This window comes from Chryseobacterium sp. S90, from assembly GCF_047444895.1.
Taxonomy (GTDB): domain Bacteria; phylum Bacteroidota; class Bacteroidia; order Flavobacteriales; family Weeksellaceae; genus Chryseobacterium.
The window spans coordinates 274,569-299,615 of record NZ_JBLGCX010000001.1 but is presented as its reverse complement, the minus strand read 5'-3'; the positions used below and the strand labels follow the sequence as shown (position 1 = coordinate 299,615).

Below are 25,047 nucleotides of genomic sequence, written 5' to 3'. Positions count from 1 at the left end.
ATCCAACACTTTAAATATATTCATATGAAAACAGAGATTTTAACAGAAAAGCACCGACTGGGAATAGGTGGAGTAGCGATAGGAACGGCTTTTGAAAATATTACAGATGAACAGGCTCATCAGATACTGCAAACAGCCTGGGATTCCGGAATCCGATATTATGATACGTCTCCTTGGTATGGACTGACTAAGAGTGAGCGAAGATTCGGAGATTTTCTTAAGGATAAAGACAGAAATGATTTTCTTTTTTCAACCAAAGCAGGAAGGCTTTTTCATGAAGTTCCTGAATCCGAAGTTCCACCTACCATGTGGAAAAATCCTCTTCATTATGATTTCTTCCATGATTATACGGCTGATGCTGTGCAAAGATCTATTGAAGACAGCCTGGAAAGAACCGGACTGAGTCATATTGATATTGTTTACATTCATGACCTGTCTGAAGATCAGGTAGGAGACCGCTATCCCTATTTTCTGAAACAGGCTAGAGAAGGGGCTTTTAAAATTCTTTCAAAGCTTAGGGAACAGGGAATTATCAAAGCATGGGGAATGGGTGTGAATAAGATAGAACCTATTTTAGATTGTATTGATTCTGCGGATCCGGATATCTGTCTTTCTGCAACGCAGTATTCTATTCTGGAGCATGAAGATGCGGTGGACCGGCTGCTTCCCGTTGTGAGAAAAGCGGGGGTAAAACTTGTTTCGGGAGCAGGATATAATTCAGGGTATCTGGCAGGAAGAGAGCGCTACAATTATAAAGATGTGATCCCAAAAGGAATGCATGAGAAAAGAGCCCGGATGGCTTCTATTGCAGAAAAATACAACATAAGTATTATTGATGCTGCTCTTCATTTTGTATTGGCTTCTGATGAATTTGCTTCTATTATTCCCGGAGCCAGCCAGCCTGAACAGGTAAAAGATAATATGAAAGCTCTCAATACTACCATTCCTGTTGAATTCTGGACAGAGTTAAAAAATGAAGGATTGATTTATGAGAAGGCACAGGTTCCGGGAGGAAATAAATAGTTTGTATCTTTTATGTTTATTCGCTTAAATTCAAAATTTCTTCAAAATTTAATGATAGTTTTATGGCATGAAAATCCTAATCGTTGAAGACGAAGCAGCACTTACCCAAAGTATTTCCGAATATCTGTCCGGAGAAAACTACCTGTGTGAAGCAGCCAGTACATTCAGTGAAGCTATGAGTAAAATAGAGATATTTGACTATGACTGCATTTTACTGGACATTATGCTTCCGGATGGAAATGGTCTGAAAATACTTGAAGAATTAAAAAAGCAACAGAAACAGGACGGCGTAATTATTATTTCTGCCAAGAATGCTCTGGATGATAAAATTGAGGGCTTAAAACTGGGTGCGGATGATTATCTTACCAAACCTTTTCATCTCTCCGAGCTTATGGCAAGGGTATATTCTATTATCCGGAGAAAGCAGTTCAGCAGTTCCAATGTGGTAAAACAAAATGAACTTCAGATTGATTTGCTGGCTAAAACAGTTGCTGTAAATGATGAAGCCATTTCATTAACTAAAAAAGAATTTGATCTCTTAATTTATTTTATCGGCAATAAAAATAAAGTCATCTCCAAAAGTACACTCGCAGAACATCTTTCCGGAGACCTTGCAGACATGCTTGATAATCATGATTTTGTATATGCTCACGTAAAAAATCTTAAAAAAAAGCTGTATGATGCGGGATGTGGACATTATCTGAAAACGGTGTATGGAACGGGGTATAAGTGGGAAAGCTAGATTAATTATGAATTATGAATTATAAATGATGAATTATAAATTATGAGTGAAAAGAAAAATGTACTGAAAGATAAGAGTTTTAATTTTGCAATAAGGATTATTAATCTTTTTAAATATCTTTCTACTTCTAGGAATGAATATGTTCTGAGTAAACAGTTATTAAGAAGTGGAACAGCAGTAGGAGCTTTAATAAGGGAGTCACAGAATGCAGAAAGTAAAGCTGACTTTATTCATAAACTCGCTGTTGCTCAAAAAGAATGTGATGAATCTATTTACTGGATTGAACTTTTATATCATACTGAATATTTATCATCTACTGAATTTGAAAGCATAAATAATGAAGCCATAGAAATATTAAAAATAATCCGAAGCATCATCATTACATCAAAAAACAAATAGTCTTCCGTAGAAAATAACAATTCATAACTCATAATTTATAATTCATCATTTATAATTTATAATTATGTTGAAGCCTCTACTCACCAAAACCACAAAACCCTTTCTCATCTACGTACTTATTGTGTTGATGATAAGTATTCCTGTATATTATTTTGTGGTGGATACCATCTGGAAAGGTGAACTGGATGAGCATAATCAGATTATCGTAGAGAAAACGGCGTATGAATTTAATCAATTAAAGCTGTCTGAAAAAGAATTGGATAAAAGCCTTGCGTTATGGAATGACATCCAGCCTGAAACGAATATTGAGAAAATTTCAAATCAACAAATAAAAAGGGATACGGTTTATACTTATGAAAAGCACCTTCCTTTTATTTCGGAACAAAAAAAGGAGCGCTACAGATGCCTGAAAAAAGTCGTTTATCTTCAGAACAAACCTTATCTTTTTACCATACAGACCAATATTGAGGAATCACACGAAACAATAGCTGTGATTGCGATGATTACCATTTTTTTCTTTGTAATCATTGTTTTAGGACTTTTATACCTGAACAGAAAGCTTTCTTCATCTATCTGGAAACCATTCAGAGATACATTGGATCAACTGAAAACCTTCAATCTTAACAGTCAGAATACCATACAATTTCCAGCTTCTGACACCACAGAATTTGAAGAACTGAATCAGTCTCTTTATAAACTGATAGAACGTAATATTTCTACTTATAAAACCCAGAAAGAATTTACAGAAAACGCTTCCCATGAGCTGCAGACTCCTTTGGCCATCATTAAGAATAAACTTGATCTTTTGCTTCAGGATCAGAATCTCACTGAAAAGCAGTACAGAATTGCTGAAGATATAAACAAGGCTCTTACAAGAAGCTCCCGCATCAATAAAAACCTCTTGCTGCTTGCTAAAATTGAAAATAACCAGTTTGACAGTTCTGAGATTGTTTTGTTTGACCATTTACTTCAACAAAGTATTGATACGCTCGGGGAACATTTTGAGCAAAAAAATATTTCCGTTCAGGAAGAGATCTCTGGCAGTGTACAGGTGAATGGAAACAGCATTCTAACAGAAATACTGATCAACAACCTCATCATCAATGCCATTCGCCATACTTCTCCCGGAGGTTTTATTTCTATACAATTGACGGGTTTATCTTTTGAAGTTTCCAATTCCGGAGCTGAAAAGCTGAATACGGATTTTTTATTCAAAAGGTTTTCAAAACTTTCAACAGATAACAGCGGAAGCGGGCTGGGACTCGCTATCATTCAGGAAATCTGCAGGTTTCATCATTGGACGATCAGCTATCGCTTTGAAAACAATCGCCATATCTTCACTGTTAAATTATAGTTAAAGAATTTCACGGCTCCGGCAATTCAAAATTTCTTCTAAATCGCATTGCACCTTTGTATGGAAAATACTGAGGCAGATATTTATTTGTAATGACTGAAAAACAAATCTTCATTCACAATAATTATCTGGTCTTCTGAATCAATGCCATTTGTGGCATCTAAAAACAAAGCAAAATGAGAACAGCAAACAAAGTAGCAGCCGTTACACTCCTTTTCTGGCTTATGAAAATTGTAGCCACTACATTGGGGGAAACTTTGGGTGATTTTATTTCTATGACTCTTAATCTGGGATATGTTGTAGGAATTTTGGTTACCCTCGCATTTTTCATTCTCATATTATCCGTACAGCTTCGTGTAAAAAAATATATTCCGGCAGTTTACTGGATCGTGATTATCGCAACAACAACTTTGGGAACAGAAATCTCCGATTTTATCGACCGTACTTTAAAAGCAGGATATCTGGTGGGGAGTCTGATTTTGCTTTTTGGTCTTTTAAACTCCTTATTCTTATGGTATCGAAAATATAAAAACCTTGAGGTTTATCCCATTTTTGAAAGAAATAAAGAATTCTATTACTGGACGGCCATCTTATTTTCCAATAGCCTGGGAACAGCTTTTGGAGATTTTCTGAGTGATAATTTAGGACTTGGATACATGGCTGGAGCTTTAATCACCGGGCTCATTATATTAGTAGTAGTGGCACTTCATTATTTAACAAAAATCAATCATGTTGTTCTGTTCTGGATTGCTTTTGTTTTTACCAGACCATTTGGTGCCACATTCGGAGATCTTTTGACAAAACCTTTAGCTACAGGAGGTCTGGACCTTGGAACACTCAATGCTTCCCTGATATCGCTTGCTCTGATGATTTTGATGATTATCATCTCACAAAGAAAACACAGCCGGGAATTACCTCTTCAAAACGAATAATTAATATTTCCCTTATAACAAACTTTTTATAGAAAATAAAGACTAGCAGAATGAATAAGACAGCCTTGTTATTTTTTCCAACCTGTATGGTAATTTCTTCCCTTGTTTCAGCGCAGACAGCTTCTGTAACGGCATCCGGAAGAATCATGAATAAAGATAAAACTGCAATACCTTACGCCCATATTATTTTAAAAAAAGAAAAAGACAGCACTTTTACTGCTGGAACCATTACCAATGAGGAAGGAAGATTTTCTATTACAGGCATAAAACCGGACCATTATCTTCTGGAAACCTCCATCACCGGATATGATACGTACACTCAGCCTGTTTTCATAGGAAGTCTTTCAGAGTTTCTGGAAATCCCTGCTATTGAACTGAATCAGAAACAGGAAAATGAAACCAATATAGAAGCCATCACTATTACGGCATCTAAAAAGAATGAGATAGACAGCCGACTTGATAAAAAAACGTATTCTGTAGCAGACAACATCAACCAAAGTGGCGGATCGGTATTACAAAGCATGCAGAACCTTCCGGGAATTACTGTGCAAGATGGTAAAGTACAATTAAGAGGAAATGATAAAGTAACGGTACTTATTGACGGTAAACAGACTGCTCTCACCGGATTTGGAAGCCAGACAGGGCTGGATAATATTCCGGCTTCTGCTATTGATAAAATTGAAATCATCAACAATCCTTCCTCAAAATATGATGCGAATGGAAATGCGGGAATCATCAACATCATCATGAAAAAGAATAAACAGAACGGATGGAACGGAAAAGCAGGATTTACAACAGGTTTAGGTTCTCTTTGGGTAAGAAAAGAAAACCTTCCCACAATAAGACCGCAATATACACTAACACCTAAAATAAATCCTTCACTGTCTGTTAATTACAGAAAAAACAAGGTAAATATATTTTTGCAGGCCGATAATTTATATACCGAAACCCTTAATAAAAATGAATTTGTAACCCGTACTTATGATGATGGAACCGTTATTAATTCTCAGCTGAAAAGAAACAGAAATACGAATTTTTTCACCACTAAAACAGGAATAGACTGGACTATTGATCCGCAAAATACCTTAACCATTTCAGGAATGTATGGAAGCGAAAAGATCATCGACAGGGGAGATCAGCCGTTTTTCAATGGAGACATGTCTCAACGTCTGCGTCTGTGGCAGTTTTTGGAAGACGAGCTGAAAACAACCGTGATGGGAACCGCTTCTTATCAGCATAAATTCAAAGATGCCGGACATGTTTTGAACGTAGGGTTCAATTATACTTTCCACAGAGAGGATGAAAAGTATTTCTATGATAATTATCTTCCTTCTTCCACAGGAACTGATGCCTTCAAATTATTATCTGATGAACAGGTTTACGATTTCAACGTAGATTATGTAAAACCTTTAAAATACGGCCGGATAGAAACCGGGATTAAATTAAGAAACAGAAACATTCCTACCAACATGAATTTTATTCCCGGTGCCAACTCTGTGCTGGATGCTTCTGCAGGAGGAAAAGCCGATTATAAAGAATTTATTCCTGCAGTGTACGGAAATTATGTTTTTGAAAATGAAAAATGGGAAGCAGAACTGGGACTGAGACTGGAATACGTAAAAATTCAATATGATGTAAATCCCAACCACCCAACTTATAAAAGTGACGGATACAATTATACCCAGCCATTCCCGAATTTCAGACTTGCTTATAAGCTTGATGACCGCAATAAGTTCTCTGTATTTTATAATAGAAGGGTAGACCGTCCTAATGAAGTGGACATCCGTATTTTTCCAAAGTATGATGATGCAGAAATCATTAAGGTAGGAAATCCGGCACTGCGTCCTCAGTTTACAAATTCCATTGAATTGGGATATAAACACAATTGGGATAACGGATATTTTTATTCTGCATTATACCACCGTTTTGCTGCCGGAACCATCACAAGAATTTCAAGTATTGTTCCGAACAGTACTCTTATTTATGCCATATTCCAGAATGCCGGAAAAAGCTATAATACAGGAATTGAAACGATATGGAATCAAAAGATATCGGGTGTCTATACCTTTAATGTCAACGGGAATTTATACCGTAATCAGATCAATGCATTTACTGTAGAAAATCTGTATCCAAAACCTAATACTTTCTCGGCAAACCAGCAGACTGCCATTTCAGGGAATGTCAAAATGAATAACGTTTTTCATTTTTCAAAAGGCCTGGACATGCAGTTTACACTGGTTTATCTGGCTCCGGATATTATTCCGCAGGGAAGAATAAAATCAAGGTTTTCTATGGATGCAGGAGTGAAAAAATCCATTCAGAAAGGGAAGGGCGAACTGTTTTTAAATGCTTCGGATTTACTCAATACAATGGTCATCAAAAAGTCAATTCACGGCAGCGGGTTCGCTTATACAAGCAATGATTATTATGAAACTCAGGTGATCCGGTTTGGGTATAGTTATAAATTTTGATACGGAATTGAATAATTATAAATGTGATTTAGGATGAAAAAATACTTTCAAAAAACACTGGTGTATATCTTGGTTTTGAGTTCAGCTTTAAGCACAATCAATGCTCAGAATACAAATGACACTATTGAAGTTCAGAAACCTTTACAGGATAGCATAATCACTACAGAAATTCAAAAGAGCAAATTGAATTATAAAAGCCTGATTATTCCAACAGCATTCATTGTCTATGGAGTAGCAGGTTTGACGATGAATAATCTGAAACAACTTAATATTTCTACAAAAGTGGAGATCAGCGAACATCAGCCCACACAAATAAAACTGGATAATTATACCCAGTATGCTCCTGCGGTCATTGTATATGGATTGAATGCCGCCGGGATAAAAGGGAAACATAACCTGAGAGACCGCACTATCATTTATGCTTCTTCACAATTAATTGCAGCAGCCTTTACAATGCCTTTAAAGTATCTTGTAAAAGAGGAAAGACCGGACGGATCTAATACTTTGTCTTTTCCGTCAGGACATGCAGCGACAGCATTTTCTTCAGCACAATTTATGTTCAGGGAATATAAAGACAGCAATTTCTGGCTGAGCATTTCAGGATATCCGTTTGCTATTTTCACAGGGGTATACAGAATGCTGAATGATAAACACTGGCTGGGGGATGTTGTGGCAGGAGCCGGATTTGGAATTCTGTCTACCGAACTTGCCTATTGGCTGTTTCCAAAAATTGATAATTTATTGCGAGGGAAGAACAAGAGTAAAAATACACTCTCTTCCACAATGGTAATGCCATTTTATCAGAATAAAACTGTAGGAATAGGTTTAGTAAAAACTTTTTAACATACAAGCACGGTTCAGTATTGAATGGTGCTTGTATTTATACTACTTTCGCCCTGCGAATTATTTTTGCCAACAGGTTCGGAAAAAATCTCTTCAGATAAACAGCCATTACTTCTTTACCTCCTATGGCTTTTTGTTTTTTCTGTTTTTCAATGGCATGGAGCATTTTTTTTGCGAAAATATCTACAGGCATTCCATTTTCCGTGGCATCATCCATTGTGCCTTGTGATGAACCGTCTCCTGTAACTGCATTAATGGAAATATCGGTCTGTATAAAACCCGGACAAATAATCGTAACCCTAATATTCTGATTGAATAATTCCGCCCGTAAAGCATCAAAAAAACCATGTAAGGCGTGTTTTGCTCCGGCATAACCACTTCGCATAGGAGCTCCGAATATTCCCATAAGACTGGATACAACCGCAATCTGCCCTCCATTGTTTCGGATCATATAAGGTACTGTTGCTTTAGTAAGGGCCACCGTTCCGATATAATCAATGTCTATAAGTTGTTTATCCACTTCAATATCCGTTTCCATGGCTAAAGAACGTTGAGAAAGTCCTGCATTATTAATCAGAATATCAATCTTTCCAAACTGTTCTGAGGCTTTTGCTGCAATGGCAGGCATTTCTTTATAATTCTTCAGGTCTAAAGGAATCACTGCATACCGATCTGTATTCAATCCTGCTTTTTCAGCCACCGCGTGCAGCTGTTCTTCTTTTCTGGACGACAGGATGATTTTAGCATTGCTGTTCTTTGCAAGACTTGTTACCAAAGCTTCTCCGATACCTGATGAGGCTCCGGTAACCCAAATCACTTTATGATCGAAATAACTGCTCATTCTTTACTATTATTTAATTTTTAAGTCCTGCAATATATTTTCCGGCTTTCATTCCTGAAAAGATACAGCCTCCCAAAAATGTACCTTCCAACGCTCTGTAACCGTGCATTCCGCCACCTCCAAAACCAGCCACTTCTCCGGCAGCATATAATCCCTCAATAATGCTGTCGTCATCTTTTAAAACCTGACCATTCAGATTGGTTTTTATACCTCCTAATGTTTTACGGGTTAAAATATTGAGCCGTACAGCAATCAAAGGTCCGTTTTCAGGAGCTAAAATCTTATGGGGAGCAGCTACACGCCCAAGTTTATCCCCTAAATAATTCCGGGTATTCCGGATATAATTAACCTGAGTATCTTTTGAAAATTTATTGTCTAATTCTCTGTCACGGGCTTCAATCTGAGATTTTATTTTTTCATAATTCAAAAGGTTATTTCCGGCCAGCTCATTCATCCTGTTAACCAAATCTTCCAGATTATCTGATACAATAAAGTCTTTTCCATGTTCTTTAAAGTCTTCTACCGGTCCCGGAGCCCTTTTACCAAAAATCCTTTTCAGAAAAAGAACATAATCTTTGTTCGTGATATCCGGATTCTGTTCTGAACCTGAAAGGGCAAATTCTTTTTTAATAATTTTCTGAGTGAGGATAAACCATGAATAAGAAAAACCTGTTTCCTGTATATACTGTAAAGTTCCCAGTGTATCAAATCCGGGAAGAAAAGGAGCGGGGAGACGTTTTCCTTTTGCATCAAACCATAACGAAGAAGGCCCAGGCAATATGCGGATTCCGTGGTTAGGCCAGATCGGATTCCAGTTTTGCAACCCTTCTGTGTAATGCCACATTCTGTCACGGTTGATAATATGAGCTCCTGTATTTTCTGCAATACCAATCATTTTGCCATCTACATAAGCAGGAACGCCACAAACCATATTTTCCGGTGCTTTACCAAGTCTTTCCGGCCAGTTTTTTCTTACCAGCTCATGATTGGCGCCAATTCCTCCGGAAGCTATAATGATATTCGGAGCGGTATATTCAAATGATGAAATCACATTTCTGTTCGTTTCAGCACCTCTTTCTTTAGTATCATTCTCCAGAATATCTCCTTTGAGACCTTTTATCTTCCCGTTTTCTAAGATAAATTCCGTCACCCGATGTCTGAACTTCATCTGCAGCAATCCTTTTTCCTGAGCTTTGTATGCTTTTTCTACAAAAGGCTTTACTACACCTGTCCCGGTTCCCCAGCTTACATGAAAACGAGGCACCGAATTCCCGTGCCCTGTTGCAGAACCATCACCACGCTCTGCCCAACCTACCATAAACATCAGCTTGATGCCTAATCTGGAAATGTATTCATACTTTTCACCTGCAGCAAATTTCAGATAAGCTTCAGCCCATTGACGGGGCCAGTAGTCCTCCGGACGATCGAAACCTGCTGTTCCTTTCCAATCCTGAAGTGCCAGTTCATAAGAATCTTTGATCCCCATTTTCCTTTGCTGTGGCGAGTTAATAAGAAACAGCCCTCCGAAAGACCAGAATGCCTGTCCTCCTATATTCTGTTCAGTTTCCTGATCCAAAAGCAGTACTTTTTTTCCGGCATTGGTAATTTCCATGGCAGCAGTAAGCCCTGCCAGTCCGCTTCCTATGATGATGGCATCAGGCCGGAATGTTTCTTCCATTTTTAGGTATTTTTGTTGAATGATACTTACTATAAATGTATTAAATATTTAAAACCAAAAAAATATAAGCTGCAAAATATTCAGTATTTAATACTAGAGTTGTTTAAACTTGACAAAATCACAAAAAATTTTCATTTTAAAACACTGTTATTCAGGGAAATTAACTTCATTATTGGATCAGCCATTCACGGGGAACACTGTTCATTATAGAATCTTGAACTTAGAATGTGATTCATATCACTCAAAAAAAACTGTTCTCTTCAAAATATCCCGTAAACGCTGATTTTCCTGTAATCCTCTATAAAACATTTCTATCTTTGTGAAAAATAGAAGTATGAAGTATTTGTTTATTATCGCTTGCTTTGTCTGTTCCATTTTCAGTCAGGCACAGCAAAAACAGGATCCATGGAAAGACAGCCAGCTGATGGACCCGGCGTTACTGGCTTCCCGAATCGAAAAGCATAAAACAAAAGATCTGGTAATCATTTCGGTGGGTCCTGAGGCCATCATCAAAGGTTCTGTAGATATAGGACCAACGCATGAGCCTGAGAACCTGGAAAAACTGAGAAACTATCTGAAAGACATTCCTAAAAACAGAGAAATCGTAATCTACTGCGGATGTTGTCCTTTTGTAAAATGTCCTAATATACGTCCTGCTTTTGCTTTACTGATGGAAATGGGCTTTAAAAACGCGAAGCTTTTAAATCTTCCGAAAAACATCAAAACAGACTGGCTGGATAAAGATTATCCTACAAATGATTAATATGAAGAATGCTTTAACTCTGTTACTTTTAATAATTTTCTCAGAATCTGTTGCCGCTCAAAGTACAATAGAAGTAGGCAAAAAAGCTCCTGAAATTACAATGACCAAGGCAGACGGAACTTCATTTGCCCTTTCAACATTAAAAGGAAAGATAGTTCTGATTGATTTCTGGGCAACCTGGTGTGCTCCCTGTGTAGAGGAACAGCCTGAGCTGAAAACATTTTATGATACCTATTCTGAACAGGTAAAAAATAATAAGTTTGAAATTCTGGGGATTTCTTTAGATAAAAATAAGGAAAGCTGGCAGAAAGCAATTGACAGATTTAATATCCAGTGGATACAGATCAGTGATTTAAAATTCTGGAAAAGTCCTGTCGCAAAACTTTACGAAATTGATGAACTTCCTTTTAATATCATCATCGACGGACAGGGAACAATTTTAGCTAAGAATCTTCATGGCAAAGATCTGGAGGAATTTTTAAAGAAAACTTTAATTCAGAATTAAGAATATAAAATGTGCTGATGCTGTACATGCCAGTAATCTTTTAAGCGTTCATGAGGTGGATCTGATGTTTTTGGATCTCCGCCTTCCCGTGGTAAAAGGCTTTGACTTTCTGAGGAAAATAAAAAATCCTCCATTCGTTATTGTTACCACGGCCTATCATCAGTATGCCGTAGAAGGCTACGAACTTGATTTTGCAGATTATCTGATGAAACCTATTCCCTATGAGCGCTTTCAGGCTGCTATCGGGAAGTTCAAATATTTAATGGAAGCGGAGGATGCATTACTGGAAGTATCTGAACGTGATTATATCTTCATCAATAGCGGGAAAAAGCAAATTAAAATTATTCTGCAGGATATTTTCTACATTGAGAGCTTAAGAGAGTATATTCACATTCATACAAAAACAGAAACTTTCACTTTTAAAATGCCTATCAGTAAAATAGGAAAGATTCTAAATCCCAAAATGTTTGTCTGTATTCATAAGTCGTATATCATTTCAAAAGCCAAAATAGAAGTTAAGTCGGCCAATGTCATTCAGATTAGGGGGAAAAACCTTCCGGTGGGAAGGACGTATAAACCATTGTTGGAGCTTTAAGAGGGAAGTGTCTAAACCACCCCGTCAAAAATTTTAAATTTTTGCCACCCCTCCGAGGGAGGGGAATTTTCAGTCGTTCAATTCAAAATTCAGGAAACCGGCAATTTTGCTGTTTCTCTTTCTTAGTTTATAATTTTAGTAGATTTTATCGCGTTGTTGATATATATCTTTGACTCAATTCTTTACTTTTTATCCAAATTTACATAGCAAAAGATACTTGATGAGAAATCAAAAAAAGAGTGAAAATCACCGGAATATAGAAAACCAAATGAGATAAATGTGGTTAGTTGATTATGCTAATGTTGAATGATGATTGGCTTAATGATTAGTGATAATCTTAAGCCAATTTCTTTTTCAGGAGGAATATCTTATTTTAAAATATTTTAAGCCCAACTATTCCTACAACAATCAGTAATGCAGAGAGCAATCGTAAAATACTTGCTGAGTCCTGAAAAAACAGAATTCCCACCAATAAAGTTCCTACAGCACCAATTCCGGTCCAAACTGCATAGGCTGTTCCAATAGGGATACTTTTCTGAGCGTACCAGAGAAATCCGCCACTAACGGACATACATATGATAGAAAATATGATCCAGATCCATTTATTATTTTCCGGTTGTTGAGATAATTTAAGTCCCAAAGGCCATCCAATTTCAAAAATTCCTGCGATAATTAATGCAATCCAGTTCATACTACTTATTTTTAATGATGTTGCTTTTATTGAAAATTTCATTAAAAATGAAGTTCTTTACAATAAAAGGCTCCATCTCAATTAATAATACAAAATTACCATTACCCATTCATATTCAATATAATAAACTTTGTGACACTGCAAAAAAGAGAGATAGAACGTATGATACAGACAGTGAACCGTTCAATATTCCATAATGAATGTAAGTCTGAATATATTCCTAATATTAATATCTTTATACCTTGGAAAAGAGTGAGCAGAAATCTTTTTTTTCTTCAGACCTATTCATCTCATTTATGCTAACAGATATCATTACAAGTCATCTTAACGTCCTTTTTTGTGGAATCAATCCCGGTTTAAAATCATCGGATGACGGCCATCATTTTTCGGGAAAGAGTAACCGTTTCTGGAAAGTCCTTCACCAGTCGGGGTTTACTTCTTATGAAATTGAAGCGGTGAATGATACTTCTATTCTGGATTTCGGGCTGGGACTCACAACTGCTGTCGCAAGGGCAACTTCCCGTGCTGATGAACTTTCAAAAGAAGAGTTTGACAATGCTTTGGATACATTTAAAACAAAAATAACAGAATATAAGCCTCAATATGTAGCTTTTCTCGGTAAGGCTGCTTACAAAGCTTTCTCTAAAAAGAAAGAAATTCTATGGGGACTGCAGACAGAAGATTTCAGTGGAGCAAAAGTCTGGGTTTTGCCCAATACCAGTGGTTTGAACCGGGGGTTTTCACTCGATCAGCTTGTTGCTTATTATAAAGAGTTTTATCATACAATTCACGAATTGTAATTGTTATATTGTATTAGGTTTACTCACATATTTATTTCCTTTCACAAAAAAACGCCAGGGTAAAAGGGCATCTTCCTGAGCATACGCAACGCCTATACGGGGAGCTTTTATAATGTCATCGGCAGGATATTGAATTCCGTGATCTTCAATCCATATTTCATTTCCATCCAGATCTTTTTTATTAAAAGATTGATCAATACCTAAAGCTTTGGCTGCAGATCCGGGGCCGGAAGAAATAGCTGCTTTATCGGCAGACATATTCCGTCTGAGTTCCATAATGTCTTTTCCTATTAATGGCTCAACAGCTCTGATTAACACAGCGTGAGGCTCATCTTTTACAGAAGTTACAACATTGAACAGATGATGAATTCCGTAGCATAGATAAACATAGGAAATACCACCATGACTGTACAACGTTTCCGTGCGGTTTGTCCGTCTGCCGCCATACGCATGGGAAGCTTTATCCAGAACTCCGAAATAGGCTTCTGTTTCTACAATAATTCCGGCTGTTATTTCACCATTAATATCTGTAAAAAGAACTTTCCCCAGAAGATTCTGAGCAAGAAAAAGAACGTCTTGGTTTGAATAATAGGAGAGTGGCAGTTTCAAATGAGTGGTTTTATGTATTTAATAAGTTAAAAGTAAGGATATAAAAACAATTTTCATAGAGTTAAACAGATTGTCACTACATTTGAACATGAGTTAATGACACTCACTCACCCCAAAAGCAAAATTATGATGAAATTTTTCAACCTGACGCTGTTTATGGTTACTTTTTGTCTGACAGCATTGTCATTCAGTATTCCTTATCAGCAATCTTATCAAAAAATGATTGTCGGGAAGTGGCAGCCGGTACTCTCAGAAAGTGAAGGGATTGAAGCTAATGGAAACCGAACGGTAAAAAATTACAAATTAAACAGCAAAGACCTCATGCAGTTTAATGCTGACGGCTCCATTATTGATAGCGGACAGCTTTATTTTTCGTATGAATTACATCCTGAAGACAAAATCTTATCTTTATTTGACGGGGGTAATTATGAGCGAAGATTTGAAATCGCCCAGCTGGATAAAACAACAATGAAGATTGTCATGAAAGAGACAGACAAATACAAAGGAGAGCCTTTTCATATAACCTGGACCATTGTATTTAAAAGAAGATAAAACGAACCCAACATTTATCTGTAAACTTTCAAAAGAGGTGATGTCTTTAACCATATTTTAAGTGAGTTCTAATTGTATTCTAATGCGATAAAGCTCTACTGCTGCATTATTAGCTTTAATTTTGCAAAATGGAAAAGAAAAATTTATTTACCACTTTATGTAAAACTATTTGCTTGTTATTATTAATTGTTGGCAGTACCGTGATTAAAGCCCAAAGTAAAGGAACTTCAGAGATAAAAATTGCCTATGGACTTGGAACGACCACAGATTTTATTAATGCTTTTACCAGTGTTTTTACATTCGGTTATGGCCCTTATGAGACAGAAAATTCCGGAGCTTTTGTTGTTGAATATAACTATGCAATAAAGGATAAATGGATTATTGGGACAGACCTCGCATATCAACAGGTAACGAGAGAATATTCCGATAAATCAACGGAAAAATCACACAATTATACTTTTGCCGTAAAAAGTAACTACAACTATATATCCAAACCAAAATTTCGTATGTATTCCGGATTGGGATTAGGATTAACATTGGAAAAGAGTAGGAATCCTTTACAAAGTATCTCACATTTTAATTATCAACTTACAGGGCTCGGAATTAGATTAGGAGGCAGATTGGGAGTAAGTGCTGAAGCAGGTTTTGGATATAAAGGAATAGGAAATGTAGGGCTGGCTTACAGTTTATAATAAGCAGGATCAATATTCATTACCTCTATTTAAAAGAAAAACCAGATAATTTGATATCTGGTTTTTTCTTTTCTATCTTCCTCCCGGAGGACAATGTTCTTTTAAATATTTTGTAAATAGAGTAGCAAGGTGCTCTGACGTACCTTCCCCTTCATCAATGGAGTGTGTACGGTTAGGATATGACATCAGCTGAAACTGTTTGTTGTATTTTACCAGCTCGTTGATGTAGACTTCCGTATTCTGGTAATGTACATTATCATCACCTGTTCCATGAACCAGTAAAAGATTTCCTTTTAGATTTTTAGCATAAGCCAGTGGAGACCCATTCACAAAATCTTCTCTGTTTTCCTGTGGAAGCCCCATATATCTTTCCTGATAGATATTGTCATAGAACAACTGATTGGCTACCGGAGCAATAGCAATCCCGGTCTGGTAAATATCAGGATATTGTCCCAAAAGGTTCAGGGTAGATGAACCTCCGCCGCTCCAGCCCCATACGGCAACCCTTGAAGTATCTGCATAAGGCCATTTTGCAAATAAAGCTTTAGCTCCCATTGCCTGATCACGGATATTAAGCTGTCCTATTTTACGATAAATCGATTTTCTCCATTCACGTCCTCTTGGAGCAGGTGTTCCGCGGTTTTCAAGAGAAACATACAGGTAACCATCTTCAGCCATATCTCCAACGTATAATTGGTTCCAGCCTGTATAGAAACTATCTGTAACTGTTTGCATTGCCGGCTCTCCATAAACTGTGAAAACAACCGGATATTTTTTATTAGGATCAAAATTTTTAGGCTTTACCACCCATCCGTCTAGTGTAACACCATCCTGTGTGGTAATCTGGAAAAACTCTGTTTTAGACTTTGCAGGATCTGCTTTTGCTGTTCTCTTAGCAGCAACGAGTTCTTTATGTTCCGGAAGTGATATTACAGAACCCATTGAAATTGCATTGACACTGTTGTTGGTAAACATCGCGATTTTCCCATTGGGTGATATCGTGTATGTATTGGAACCTGTGTAAGCTTCAGGAGTTACTTTTTGTGCTTTTCCTCCTTTCATATTTACTTTGTACAGGTACTGTTGAGTCGCATTATTGGGTGATGCTGAAAAGTAGATCTGTTTGTTCTGAACATCAAAAAACTCAGGTTTTATCACATCGAAAGCATCTTTGGTAATCAATGTTTCCTTGCCGCTCATATCTATTTTATAAATATGTCTCCATCCATCTTTTTCAGAAAGCCAAAGGAACTCCTTTCCATTCTCAATCCAGTCCCAGCCACTTGGGTCATTATCGTTCCAACGGGATTTGATATCAATCCATGCAGCATCTGTTTCCGTATGAATAGTCTTGCTGCTGCCAGAGTTGGCATCTGCCACGATGATTTTGCTTTGATTCTGTTTTCTGTTCAGCTGCTGAAGAATAACAGATTTAGAATCCAGCACCCATTCCATTCTCGGAATATAGTTTTGCATTTCATCTCCTGCAATATCTGCTTTCTTTGAAGATTTAGAAGCAAGATCATAAAACCAGATGCTGCAGCCTGAAGGATTTTCTCCTACTTTCGGATATTCTACAGGAACAGTAAATGAATACAGACTGTCTGTATTATTGATCATCAGGAAGTTTTTTGTACCTCTTGCATCCAGCTTCCAGTAAGCAATTTTGTTTCCGTCCGGTGACCATCGGAAACCATCCTGAGTTCCAAATTCCTCTTCATATACCCAATCGAAAGTACCGTTGATCATGCCGTCTGTACCATCAGTTGTGATTTTGGTAATCTGGTTGTTTGAAAGGTCTTCAACATACATATTATGCTTGGATACATACGCTACTTTTTTTCCATCCGGAGAATATTTTGCAAACATCAGCAATGAAGAAGGCAATTCTTTTCCAAGCTGGGTAAGTTTTTTAGTGTTTTTGTCAAAAATCCAGTAATCTCCACGGGTATTGTCTCTCCATACTTTTCGGGTATTGGCAAAGAGTAATAAACTTTTGTCATCAGGAGATACCTGGAAACTTTGTACCTGCAGTGGTTCAGAACTTCCCATAGGAACAAGTTCATTGCTGTTTAAAAGAGTCTGATCTTTTCCGGGATGCAGTACATCAACAATTTCAACCCCCTTTTTAGTAAATGAATAATAAGCATTGCCATCCGGAGTCCACTGTGTTTTTTGTGCAGCCAATGGTGACAAACACAGGAAGTATAATGCAATAACGGTTAGTTTTTTTATATTCTTCATAGTTATTATTTGATTAAGCTCAATGTTCAGCTCTGTAATTTTCAATTTCTTCAACTGTTTTGATCAGTCCGTTCCCAAGAAGTCTGTACCCGTCATCAGTAATCAGGAAATCATCTTCCACACGGATTCCTCCAAAGTTTCGGTATTCATTTACTTTATCGTAATTGATAAAATCTGCATTTTTATTTTCAGCCTGCCAGATATCAATCAGTTCCGGGATCATATAAATACCGGGTTCAACCGTTACTACAAATCCAGATTCAAGAGCCTTTCCTAAACGTAAGGATTTAAGACCGAATGTTTTGGTATCTTTTGGTTCTTCTTCGGTATAGCCAATGTATTGTTCTCCGAGATCTTCCATATCATGTACATCAAGTCCCATCATATGTCCCAATCCGCATTGGAAAAATAGGGTATGGGCATGGTTTTTTACCGCTTCTTCAGGATTTCCTTTCATCAATCCAAGATCAATAAGACCTTCTACAAGATGCTGAGAAGCTTTCAAATGAATATCCTTGAATCGAACACCCGGTTTCAGAAGCTGTTGCGCATTATTAAAAGCATTCAGAACCACTTCATACATTTCCTTTTGTTTTGTACTAAAAGTTTTGCTCACAGGAAATGTTCTGGTAAGGTCACCCGCATATCCCATTGCCGTTTCCGCTCCGGAATCGTTAAGGAAAAGATCCCCTTCTTTCAAAGTATTGAGGCGATAGTGATTATGCAGAATTCCTCCGTTTATGGTTACAATCGGAGGATAAGACATCTGACATTCTTTATTGGCAGCCAGATATTGAATGGCATTCGCAATTTCATATTCTTTAAGGCCCGGTTTTGCGATCTGCATCGCCAGCAAATGCATTTCATTGGATACATTCACGGCCTGTTCTATCTGCACTATTTCCTGAGGTTCTTTTATAGACCGCTGCTTCACAATGGCTTTAATCATTTCTGCAGAAGGTTGTAATTCTGTTATTTTAATCCCAAGAAGATCGGCAAGTAAAATTTTATTGGAAGACTGATAAGGAGGAAGATAATGTACTTTTCTGCCGGAAGTCTGTGCTTTTAGAATATATTGAGAAAGTTCTGCATACGGCATGGTTTCCTGTACTCCGGATTTCAGACTTTTTTCTTTAAGGGTTTCCTGTCTGCCCATCCATACGATGTCATCTATACTTAATTCATCTCCGAAAACAATGGTCTTATTCTCATCAATATCAATAATGGCCGCAATACGGGGTTCCTGGATTCCAAAATAATATAAATAGGTACTGTCCTGACGGAAATAATAAGGATTGTGTTCAAAATTCACCGGATTCTCTATATTTCCCAAAAACAATAAAATTCCGCCCGATACATTACTTTGTAAAACTGCTCTTCTATCTTGATAGGTTTGTGTTGAAAACATATTATGAATACTTTTTAATTTAAAGCTTTAAAGGTACGATTTTGTACTATTGACCGCTCTTTATTTAGTAAAATAAAGAATAGTGTAAAGTTTGGATTTTAATATGATATCCAGTGTTCATATTTTGCTTAAATTCGGTCATATTTTAACCTTTTACATCAAAATATTGATTCTATGAAGAGTCTTCAGTTTTCAGTCCCTGCTGATACCAACAAAAGTATCCGTATTCAGGAAGATATAATGCCCAATTTTTATCCTTACTTCCATCGCCATACGGAAACCCAGATCATGTGGATCCTTAAAGGACACGGAACACTGGCCATAGAACAAAATCTCTTTAATTTTGAGGCTGGCGATATTTTCTATCTGGGAGCTAATCAATCACATGTCTTCCGGGGTACTTTTGATAAAGATGAAAAACAAAAAGTTCATTCCATCTCTATATTTTTTGATCCGTATAAAAAGATCGCTGCATTTTTTGACTTACCGGAATTTGGAGAACTTAAAAATTTTATAGCCCATTCAGAAGTCGGTTTCCAGGTCGCCCCTAAATTAAAAATATGTATCGGGGAAAACATTGCAGCATTACAAAAAACAGAAGGAGTAGAACAGATCATAGATTTTATCAGGATTTTAAACCATCTTATGCAAAACAGGCATCTGCATATTCCCTTATCTTCAGAAAAGAATCTGCCAAATCATATTTCAGACTATGATCAAAGAATTATAGATGCCCAAACCTTTATTAAGAAGAATTTTGCCCAGACAAAACTTACCCTTGACAGTATTGCTCAGGAAGCCTGTATGACTCCTCAGGCATTTTGCAGATCTTTTAAAAAACGAACCAGAATCACTTATATTGAATATCTTAATGAACTCCGGGTACAGCGAGCTTGCAGACTATTGACATCCAGCAATATGTACAGTATTTCTTCTGTGGCTTTTAACAGTGGATTCAATAGTCTTACCAATTTTAACCGGGTTTTCAAGTCCATTATGAAATATTCGCCTAAAGAATACCTTAAACACTATAAAGAGGCTACCATAGAGCAATAAAAAGCAACTTGTTAAAATACGGTTAGTATCTATTAAAATATTAACATTTACCGTTTTAAAATTCACCTAGTTTTGAATAAATATTATTTGATATGAGTACAAAACTAAGCTGGGAAGGTATTTATCCTGCTGTATTAACTCCTTTTACCAAAGAAGGTGAGATAGACTTTGAAATGTTTGCTCTCAATACAGAAGCCCAGATCAAAGCAGGTGTTCACGGAATTATCCTTGCGGGAACATTAGGGGAAGCCAGCGCGTTAGAAACTGAAGAAAAATTTGAACTGCTGAAATATGCAAAAAAGATAACACAGGGAAGAATTCCTGTCATTCTTAACCTTTCTGAAAATACTACCAAAAATGCAGTAAACTTTGCTCAAAAAGCTAAAGAATCAGGTGCTGACGGGCTCATGCTGCTTCCTCCGATGCGTTATAAAGCCGATAATCGTGAAGTAGTAGAATATTTCAAAGCAGTGGCTTCCGCTACGGACCTTCCAATCCTTATCTATAACAATCCGGTTGATTACGGAATATATGTTACCCTTGAAATGTTTGAGGAACTTATTGAATATCCAACCATTCAGGCTGTTAAAGAATCTACTAGAGATCTTGCCAATGTAACCAGAATGATCAACCGCTTTGGAAAAAGAATTAAAATTCTAGGAGGAGTAGACACCATTTGTCTGGAAACCCTCATGCTTGGTGCAGACGGACTTGTAGCAGGTCTTGTAGATGCTTTCCCTAATGAAACCATGGCCATGTACAACTATGTGAAAGCAAATGAATACGACAAAGCCGTATCAATCTACAGATGGTTTATGCCATTACTGGAACTTGATATCCACCCAAAACTTATTCAGTATATCAAACTGGCTGCTACAGCGGAAGGAATAAGCAGTCCGTATGTAAGAGCTCCACGTCTGGAACTTCATGGAGAGGAAGCTGAAAGAATTCAAAAGATTATTGAAGAAGGCAGAGTGAATCGTCCGAAACTACTAACTCCGGAAATACAGATATGATAGAAGAAACATCACCGCAAAATATTGATAGAAGAATTCAGATGGCGGTTGAAGCCTTCCAGTTCCTGAAGAATACCACTATAAAAGAACGGGCTGCCTTCATGAACACAGTCGCCAATCAAATTGAAGCACTGGGAGAAGAACTTTTGACAACGGCTCATACTGAAACATCGCTGCCTTTAGCCAGACTTACTGGTGAAAAAGCAAGAACAACAGGACAATGGAGAAGCTATGCCAAAGCGGTAGCCACCGGAATATATACAGAACCAAGAATTGATCTTGCACAATCTGACAAACAAAAAGGAGACATCCGAAAATACAATGTGGGTATAGGACCTGTAGTTGTTTTCGGGGCCAGTAATTTCCCGTTTGCTTTTTCTACAGCGGGCGGTGATACGGCAAGTGCTATTGGAGCAGGTTGTCCTGTTATTGTAAAAGCTCATCCGGCTCACCCTAAGACCTCTCAACTCATGGCTGATGCTATAACAGCTGCCGTGAAAGAATGTGGCTGGCCTGAAGGAATCTTCAGCCATATTACCGGAATATCCAATGACATTGGGGCTTATTTAGTTCAGCATAAAGAGATCAGAGCCGTTGCATTTACCGGTTCATTTGCCGGAGGGAAGGCGTTGTTCGACATGGCGAATCACCGTGAAGATCCTATTCCTGTTTTTGCAGAAATGGGCAGCATCAATCCAGTATTTGCCCTGCCGGATTTGCTTGAAAACAGAGCAGAAGCGTTCGCTAAAGAATATCTTTCATCCTTAACATTAGGAATGGGACAATTCTGTACCAATCCGGGAGTATGTATTGCTCTTAAAGGAGAATCTCTGGACCGTTTTATCATTACCCTGAAAAATGAAATTCAGGAGGTTATTCCTGCAAAGATGCTTCACAAGGGAATTTTTGAAAGTTTTGAAAAATATAAAATCAGAGCAGCAGAACAGCCTGAAGTACACATTATTGCAACAGCACATACAGAAATTAATGAAGAGTACGGACGTGCTATCGTGATAGAAACCAACGCCAAAAACTTCATGAAAAATCATGTACTAAGTGAAGAGGTTTTCGGGCCTTTTGGTATCATTGTAACTTGCGAAACCCAGGAAGAGATAACGGAAATCGCAAAACAACTGAAAGGACAGTTAACAATTACCGTAGCAGCTACCGATGAAGATGCCCGGAATCATCTGATGCTTATTAATCTTCTGAAGGATAAATGCGGAAGGTTACTCTTCAACGGAATGCCTACAGGAGTAGAAGTTGTTTATGCCATGCAGCATGGAGGCCCTTTTCCTTCCACTACTGATTCCCGTTTTACCTCCGTAGGACCTGATGCTGTAAAGAGGTTTATCCGTCCTATTTCTTTCCAAAACTGGCCGGATGAATTTTTACCCGAAGAGCTGAGAAATGAAAATCCGTTACAGATCAGCAGAATAGTAGATGGAGAAGTCAATTCAGAATCATTAAAATTACAAACCACATGAACAGAACATTTTTTTGTATAGATTCACACACCTGTGGCTGCCCTGTACGTCTTGTAGCAGGAGGAGGTCCTATTTTAAAAGGAAAATCCATGATGGAACGTCGCCTTCATTTTATGAAAGAATATGACTGGATCCGGAAAGGGCTCATGTTTGAACCCCGTGGCCATGATATGATGAGTGGAAGTATTTTGTATCCGCCTTTTGACGAAGAAAACGATATCGGAGTTTTATATATTGAAACCAGCGGATGTCTTCCCATGTGTGGACACGGAACGATAGGTACAGTAACCATTGCTATAGAAGAAGGTTTGATTTTTCCCAAAATTCCCGGCAAGCTGCGCCTGGAAACACCGGCAGGACTTATTCTTATTGATTATGTACAGGAAGACAAAAAAGTAGCCTCTGTAAAACTAACCAATGTAAAATCCTTTCTGTATGCTGAAAACCTGGAAGTTGATTGTCCTGATCTCGGATTGATAAAAGCGGATGTAGCTTATGGCGGGAACTTCTATGCAATTATAGACCCTCAGGAGAATTTCAGAGATATTTCCGATTTTACAGCCAGCCAGCTTATTCATTATGGAAAAATCATCAGACAACTACTCAATGAAAAATACCAGTTTATTCATCCTGAGAATGAACACATTACCGGATTAAGCCATATTCAATGGACGGGTAATCCCAAAGACCCTAAAGCCAGTGGACGAAATGCTGTTTTAGTAGGAGAGAATGCATTGGATCGTTCACCATGCGGAACAGGTACCTCTGCAAGAATGGCTCAATGGTATGCTAAAGGAAAATTAAAAGAAGGCGAAGAGTTTATCCATGAAAGCTATATCGGATCCCAGTTTATCGGGAGAATTGAAGGAACGGCTACCGTTGGCGGAAAACCGGCAATTATCCCTTCAGTAGAAGGCTGGGCAAGAATCACCGGTTATAATCATATTATTATTGATGATGAAGATCCTTACTGGCAGGGATTTCAGGTTATGTAAACAAACATATGACACAGAATAAAGGAAAAGCACTCATTATTGGTGCAGGAATAGCAGGTTTAAGCTCCGCCTATTACCTTTTAGAGAAAGGCTGGAGTGTAGAAATTCTGGAGCAGAACGATCTTACCAACAATTGTTCTTATGGCAATGCGGGAATGATTGTACCCAGCCACTTTACTCCGTTAGCGGCACCAGGTGTTGTGGCACAAGGAATCCGCTGGATGTTTGATAGCAAAAGTCCGTTTTATGTAAAGCCTTCATTGAATTCTGACCTGTTTTTCTGGGGGATAAAATTCTTAAAACACTCTAACCAAAAGCATGTGGACCACTCAGCAACAGCCATCAGAGACCTTAATCTGGCGAGCAGCATCCTCTACAACGAGATTGCCACAAAGGATGAATTTGATTTTGAGCTTAATCAGAATGGTATTTTAATGCTCTATAAAACAGAGAAAGTTGCAGAAGAAGAGATAGAGCTTGCCCACAAAGCAACCAGGATGGGTTTACCCGTTGATATTCTGGATAAAAAAGATATTCAGGAACTTGAACCCAATGTTCAATTGGATGTTATCGGAGGGATCAATTACAAATGTGATGGTCACATGAATCCCATGAAACTGATGAAACAAATGATCTCTTATCTTAAAAGTAATGGTGTCGTTTTTCATACTCATCACAAAGTAACCGGCTTTGAAAAATCAGGAAATATGATTAAAACCATAATTGCCAATGATAAAAAGTTTACAGCAGACCGTTTCGTCATAACCGGAGGTTCATTTCTCCCTAAACTGGCTCAGAAGGCAGGAATCAAAATTCAATTAATGCCCGGAAAAGGATATTCTTTCATGCATACCCCTGAAAATCCGGTCAACACCCTGAATCATGCTGCTTTATTACTGGAAGCAAGAGTGGCTGTCACTCCTATGAACGGGCAGATCCGCTTCGGTGGAACGATGGAACTGGCTTCCCATCATGACAAAATTAATATGAAAAGGGTAGAAGGGATCATCAGGTCTATTCCACAATATTTACCTGACTTTCAGATTGAAAAACCCAAAGAATCTGAAATCTGGTTCGGCTACAGACCCTGTGCTCCGGATGGGCTGCCTTATCTGGGACAGTCTTCCAAACTCAAAAACCTGATTATCGCAGGCGGCGGCGGTATGATGGGTTTAAGTTTAGGACCCATTTTTGGGAAAACAGTTTCAGAACTTGCCAATGACCAAAAGCCGACGGTTGAGATAAAGATATTCAACCCTGAAAGATTTAGTTAAAAAACATCACATAAAACACAAAATTAAGCACAAAACAATTTGATTATTCAAATAATTTATTAACAACCAAATCCAAA

24 protein-coding genes are annotated in these 25,047 nt (G+C 37.7%); 18 read left to right on the top strand and 6 right to left on the bottom strand.

What is annotated here, in order from left to right; genetic code table 11:
- Positions 1-24: 24 nt before the first annotated feature.
- From ACLMCG_RS01470 to ACLMCG_RS01440, 7 genes are all read left to right on the top strand, one after another.
- Complete coding sequence (locus ACLMCG_RS01470) at positions 25-1,023, top strand: aldo/keto reductase (protein ID WP_413958510.1); 999 nt, start codon at positions 25-27, stop codon at positions 1,021-1,023.
- 67 nt (positions 1,024-1,090) lie between these two features.
- Entirely contained in the window at positions 1,091-1,765 is a 675-nt protein-coding gene (locus ACLMCG_RS01465) for a response regulator transcription factor (protein ID WP_413958509.1), read from the top strand.
- A gap of 42 nt (positions 1,766-1,807) precedes the next feature.
- Positions 1,808-2,164: a four helix bundle protein gene (locus tag ACLMCG_RS01460; protein WP_413958508.1), complete on the top strand. Its 357-nt coding sequence runs from the start codon at positions 1,808-1,810 to the stop codon at positions 2,162-2,164.
- A 64-nt stretch (positions 2,165-2,228) separates the two neighbouring features.
- On the top strand, positions 2,229-3,518 hold the full coding sequence (locus ACLMCG_RS01455) for a sensor histidine kinase (RefSeq protein WP_413958507.1): 1,290 nt from the start codon (positions 2,229-2,231) through the stop codon (positions 3,516-3,518).
- A gap of 176 nt (positions 3,519-3,694) precedes the next feature.
- Complete coding sequence (locus ACLMCG_RS01450; RefSeq protein WP_413958506.1) at positions 3,695-4,450, top strand: hypothetical protein; 756 nt, start codon at positions 3,695-3,697, stop codon at positions 4,448-4,450.
- 50 nt (positions 4,451-4,500) lie between these two features.
- Positions 4,501-6,921, top strand: a complete 2,421-nt coding sequence (locus ACLMCG_RS01445; RefSeq protein ID WP_413958505.1) for a TonB-dependent receptor domain-containing protein — start codon at positions 4,501-4,503, stop codon at positions 6,919-6,921.
- A gap of 33 nt (positions 6,922-6,954) precedes the next feature.
- Positions 6,955-7,764, top strand: a complete 810-nt coding sequence (locus ACLMCG_RS01440) for a phosphatase PAP2 family protein (RefSeq protein WP_413958504.1) — start codon at positions 6,955-6,957, stop codon at positions 7,762-7,764.
- Between the two features lie 37 nt (positions 7,765-7,801).
- Here the strand turns inward: ACLMCG_RS01440 and ACLMCG_RS01435 are convergent, their stop codons facing one another.
- Both ACLMCG_RS01435 and ACLMCG_RS01430 read right to left on the bottom strand, forming a co-directional pair.
- The gene (locus ACLMCG_RS01435) at positions 7,802-8,605 is read right to left on the bottom strand and encodes an SDR family oxidoreductase (protein ID WP_413958503.1); all 804 of its coding nucleotides are present in this window, start codon (positions 8,603-8,605) and stop codon (positions 7,802-7,804) included.
- Between the two features lie 13 nt (positions 8,606-8,618).
- Positions 8,619-10,283: an FAD-binding dehydrogenase gene (locus tag ACLMCG_RS01430; RefSeq protein ID WP_413958502.1), complete on the bottom strand. Its 1,665-nt coding sequence runs from the start codon at positions 10,281-10,283 to the stop codon at positions 8,619-8,621.
- 334 nt (positions 10,284-10,617) lie between these two features.
- Between ACLMCG_RS01430 and ACLMCG_RS01425 the strand changes: the two genes are divergently transcribed.
- Genes ACLMCG_RS01425 through ACLMCG_RS01415 form a run of 3 tightly spaced genes read left to right on the top strand, consistent with a single transcriptional unit; the run spans position 10,618 to position 12,146 of the window.
- Entirely contained in the window at positions 10,618-11,046 is a 429-nt protein-coding gene (locus tag ACLMCG_RS01425) for a rhodanese-like domain-containing protein (RefSeq protein ID WP_213279521.1), read from the top strand.
- Between the two features lies 1 nt (position 11,047).
- Complete coding sequence (locus ACLMCG_RS01420) at positions 11,048-11,551, top strand: TlpA family protein disulfide reductase (RefSeq protein WP_413958501.1); 504 nt, start codon at positions 11,048-11,050, stop codon at positions 11,549-11,551.
- Positions 11,547-12,146 carry a LytR/AlgR family response regulator transcription factor gene (locus tag ACLMCG_RS01415; protein WP_413959405.1) on the top strand — a complete coding sequence of 200 codons (600 nt, stop codon included), beginning with the start codon at positions 11,547-11,549 and terminating at the stop codon, positions 12,144-12,146. The genes ACLMCG_RS01420 and ACLMCG_RS01415 overlap by 5 nt, the downstream gene beginning before the upstream one ends.
- 373 nt (positions 12,147-12,519) lie before the next feature.
- Here the strand turns inward: ACLMCG_RS01415 and ACLMCG_RS01410 are convergent, their stop codons facing one another.
- Positions 12,520-12,837: a DMT family transporter gene (locus ACLMCG_RS01410; protein ID WP_413958500.1), complete on the bottom strand. Its 318-nt coding sequence runs from the start codon at positions 12,835-12,837 to the stop codon at positions 12,520-12,522.
- Positions 12,838-13,133: 296 nt separating this feature from the next.
- On the opposite strand from ACLMCG_RS01410, the gene mug reads away from it, so the two are divergent.
- The gene (mug, locus tag ACLMCG_RS01405; protein WP_413958499.1) at positions 13,134-13,637 is read left to right on the top strand and encodes a G/U mismatch-specific DNA glycosylase; all 504 of its coding nucleotides are present in this window, start codon (positions 13,134-13,136) and stop codon (positions 13,635-13,637) included.
- Positions 13,638-13,640: 3 nt separating this feature from the next.
- Here the strand turns inward: mug and ACLMCG_RS01400 are convergent, their stop codons facing one another.
- Positions 13,641-14,246: a DNA-3-methyladenine glycosylase gene (locus ACLMCG_RS01400; RefSeq protein ID WP_413958498.1), complete on the bottom strand. Its 606-nt coding sequence runs from the start codon at positions 14,244-14,246 to the stop codon at positions 13,641-13,643.
- Between the two features lie 126 nt (positions 14,247-14,372).
- Between ACLMCG_RS01400 and ACLMCG_RS01395 the strand changes: the two genes are divergently transcribed.
- Both ACLMCG_RS01395 and ACLMCG_RS01390 read left to right on the top strand, forming a co-directional pair.
- Positions 14,373-14,798, top strand: coding sequence for a hypothetical protein (locus tag ACLMCG_RS01395; protein WP_413958497.1), 426 nt, complete (start codon positions 14,373-14,375; stop codon positions 14,796-14,798).
- Between the two features lie 173 nt (positions 14,799-14,971).
- Entirely contained in the window at positions 14,972-15,490 is a 519-nt protein-coding gene (locus ACLMCG_RS01390; RefSeq protein ID WP_413958496.1) for a hypothetical protein, read from the top strand.
- A gap of 72 nt (positions 15,491-15,562) precedes the next feature.
- Here the strand turns inward: ACLMCG_RS01390 and ACLMCG_RS01385 are convergent, their stop codons facing one another.
- Both ACLMCG_RS01385 and ACLMCG_RS01380 read right to left on the bottom strand, forming a co-directional pair.
- Positions 15,563-17,734 (bottom strand): DPP IV N-terminal domain-containing protein, encoded by a 2,172-nt coding sequence (locus ACLMCG_RS01385; protein WP_413958495.1) that lies wholly within the window; start codon positions 17,732-17,734, stop codon positions 15,563-15,565.
- Between the two features lie 19 nt (positions 17,735-17,753).
- On the bottom strand, positions 17,754-19,142 hold the full coding sequence (locus tag ACLMCG_RS01380) for an aminopeptidase P family protein (protein WP_413958494.1): 1,389 nt from the start codon (positions 19,140-19,142) through the stop codon (positions 17,754-17,756).
- Positions 19,143-19,316: 174 nt separating this feature from the next.
- Between ACLMCG_RS01380 and ACLMCG_RS01375 the strand changes: the two genes are divergently transcribed.
- The 5 genes from ACLMCG_RS01375 (at position 19,317) to ACLMCG_RS01355 (ending at position 24,970) form a co-directional block, all read left to right on the top strand.
- Positions 19,317-20,198 carry a helix-turn-helix domain-containing protein gene (locus ACLMCG_RS01375; RefSeq protein WP_413958493.1) on the top strand — a complete coding sequence of 294 codons (882 nt, stop codon included), beginning with the start codon at positions 19,317-19,319 and terminating at the stop codon, positions 20,196-20,198.
- A 92-nt stretch (positions 20,199-20,290) separates the two neighbouring features.
- Positions 20,291-21,214 carry a dihydrodipicolinate synthase family protein gene (locus ACLMCG_RS01370; protein ID WP_413958492.1) on the top strand — a complete coding sequence of 308 codons (924 nt, stop codon included), beginning with the start codon at positions 20,291-20,293 and terminating at the stop codon, positions 21,212-21,214.
- The gene (locus tag ACLMCG_RS01365) at positions 21,211-22,701 is read left to right on the top strand and encodes an aldehyde dehydrogenase (NADP(+)) (RefSeq protein ID WP_413958491.1); all 1,491 of its coding nucleotides are present in this window, start codon (positions 21,211-21,213) and stop codon (positions 22,699-22,701) included. Before ACLMCG_RS01370 ends, ACLMCG_RS01365 begins: the two co-directional genes overlap by 4 nt.
- Complete coding sequence (locus tag ACLMCG_RS01360) at positions 22,698-23,696, top strand: 4-hydroxyproline epimerase (RefSeq protein WP_413958490.1); 999 nt, start codon at positions 22,698-22,700, stop codon at positions 23,694-23,696. The genes ACLMCG_RS01365 and ACLMCG_RS01360 overlap by 4 nt, the downstream gene beginning before the upstream one ends.
- 8 nt (positions 23,697-23,704) lie before the next feature.
- Positions 23,705-24,970 (top strand): NAD(P)/FAD-dependent oxidoreductase, encoded by a 1,266-nt coding sequence (locus tag ACLMCG_RS01355; RefSeq protein ID WP_413958489.1) that lies wholly within the window; start codon positions 23,705-23,707, stop codon positions 24,968-24,970.
- The last annotated feature ends 77 nt before the right edge of the window (positions 24,971-25,047 follow it).

Coding starts and splice junctions, on each gene's coding strand:
- ACLMCG_RS01470 (WP_413958510.1), top strand. CDS start 25: ATGAAAACAGAGATTTTAACAGAAAAGCACCGACTGGGAATAGGTGGA.
- ACLMCG_RS01465 (WP_413958509.1), top strand. CDS start 1,091: ATGAAAATCCTAATCGTTGAAGACGAAGCAGCACTTACCCAAAGTATT.
- ACLMCG_RS01460 (WP_413958508.1), top strand. CDS start 1,808: ATGAGTGAAAAGAAAAATGTACTGAAAGATAAGAGTTTTAATTTTGCA.
- ACLMCG_RS01455 (WP_413958507.1), top strand. CDS start 2,229: ATGTTGAAGCCTCTACTCACCAAAACCACAAAACCCTTTCTCATCTAC.
- ACLMCG_RS01450 (WP_413958506.1), top strand. CDS start 3,695: ATGAGAACAGCAAACAAAGTAGCAGCCGTTACACTCCTTTTCTGGCTT.
- ACLMCG_RS01445 (WP_413958505.1), top strand. CDS start 4,501: ATGAATAAGACAGCCTTGTTATTTTTTCCAACCTGTATGGTAATTTCT.
- ACLMCG_RS01440 (WP_413958504.1), top strand. CDS start 6,955: ATGAAAAAATACTTTCAAAAAACACTGGTGTATATCTTGGTTTTGAGT.
- ACLMCG_RS01435 (WP_413958503.1), bottom strand. CDS start 8,605: ATGAGCAGTTATTTCGATCATAAAGTGATTTGGGTTACCGGAGCCTCA.
- ACLMCG_RS01430 (WP_413958502.1), bottom strand. CDS start 10,283: ATGGAAGAAACATTCCGGCCTGATGCCATCATCATAGGAAGCGGACTG.
- ACLMCG_RS01425 (WP_213279521.1), top strand. CDS start 10,618: ATGAAGTATTTGTTTATTATCGCTTGCTTTGTCTGTTCCATTTTCAGT.
- ACLMCG_RS01420 (WP_413958501.1), top strand. CDS start 11,048: ATGAAGAATGCTTTAACTCTGTTACTTTTAATAATTTTCTCAGAATCT.
- ACLMCG_RS01410 (WP_413958500.1), bottom strand. CDS start 12,837: ATGAACTGGATTGCATTAATTATCGCAGGAATTTTTGAAATTGGATGG.
- mug (WP_413958499.1), top strand. CDS start 13,134: ATGCTAACAGATATCATTACAAGTCATCTTAACGTCCTTTTTTGTGGA.
- ACLMCG_RS01395 (WP_413958497.1), top strand. CDS start 14,373: ATGATGAAATTTTTCAACCTGACGCTGTTTATGGTTACTTTTTGTCTG.
- ACLMCG_RS01385 (WP_413958495.1), bottom strand. CDS start 17,734: ATGAAGAATATAAAAAAACTAACCGTTATTGCATTATACTTCCTGTGT.
- ACLMCG_RS01380 (WP_413958494.1), bottom strand. CDS start 19,142: ATGTTTTCAACACAAACCTATCAAGATAGAAGAGCAGTTTTACAAAGT.
- ACLMCG_RS01375 (WP_413958493.1), top strand. CDS start 19,317: ATGAAGAGTCTTCAGTTTTCAGTCCCTGCTGATACCAACAAAAGTATC.
- ACLMCG_RS01370 (WP_413958492.1), top strand. CDS start 20,291: ATGAGTACAAAACTAAGCTGGGAAGGTATTTATCCTGCTGTATTAACT.
- ACLMCG_RS01365 (WP_413958491.1), top strand. CDS start 21,211: ATGATAGAAGAAACATCACCGCAAAATATTGATAGAAGAATTCAGATG.
- ACLMCG_RS01360 (WP_413958490.1), top strand. CDS start 22,698: ATGAACAGAACATTTTTTTGTATAGATTCACACACCTGTGGCTGCCCT.
- ACLMCG_RS01355 (WP_413958489.1), top strand. CDS start 23,705: ATGACACAGAATAAAGGAAAAGCACTCATTATTGGTGCAGGAATAGCA.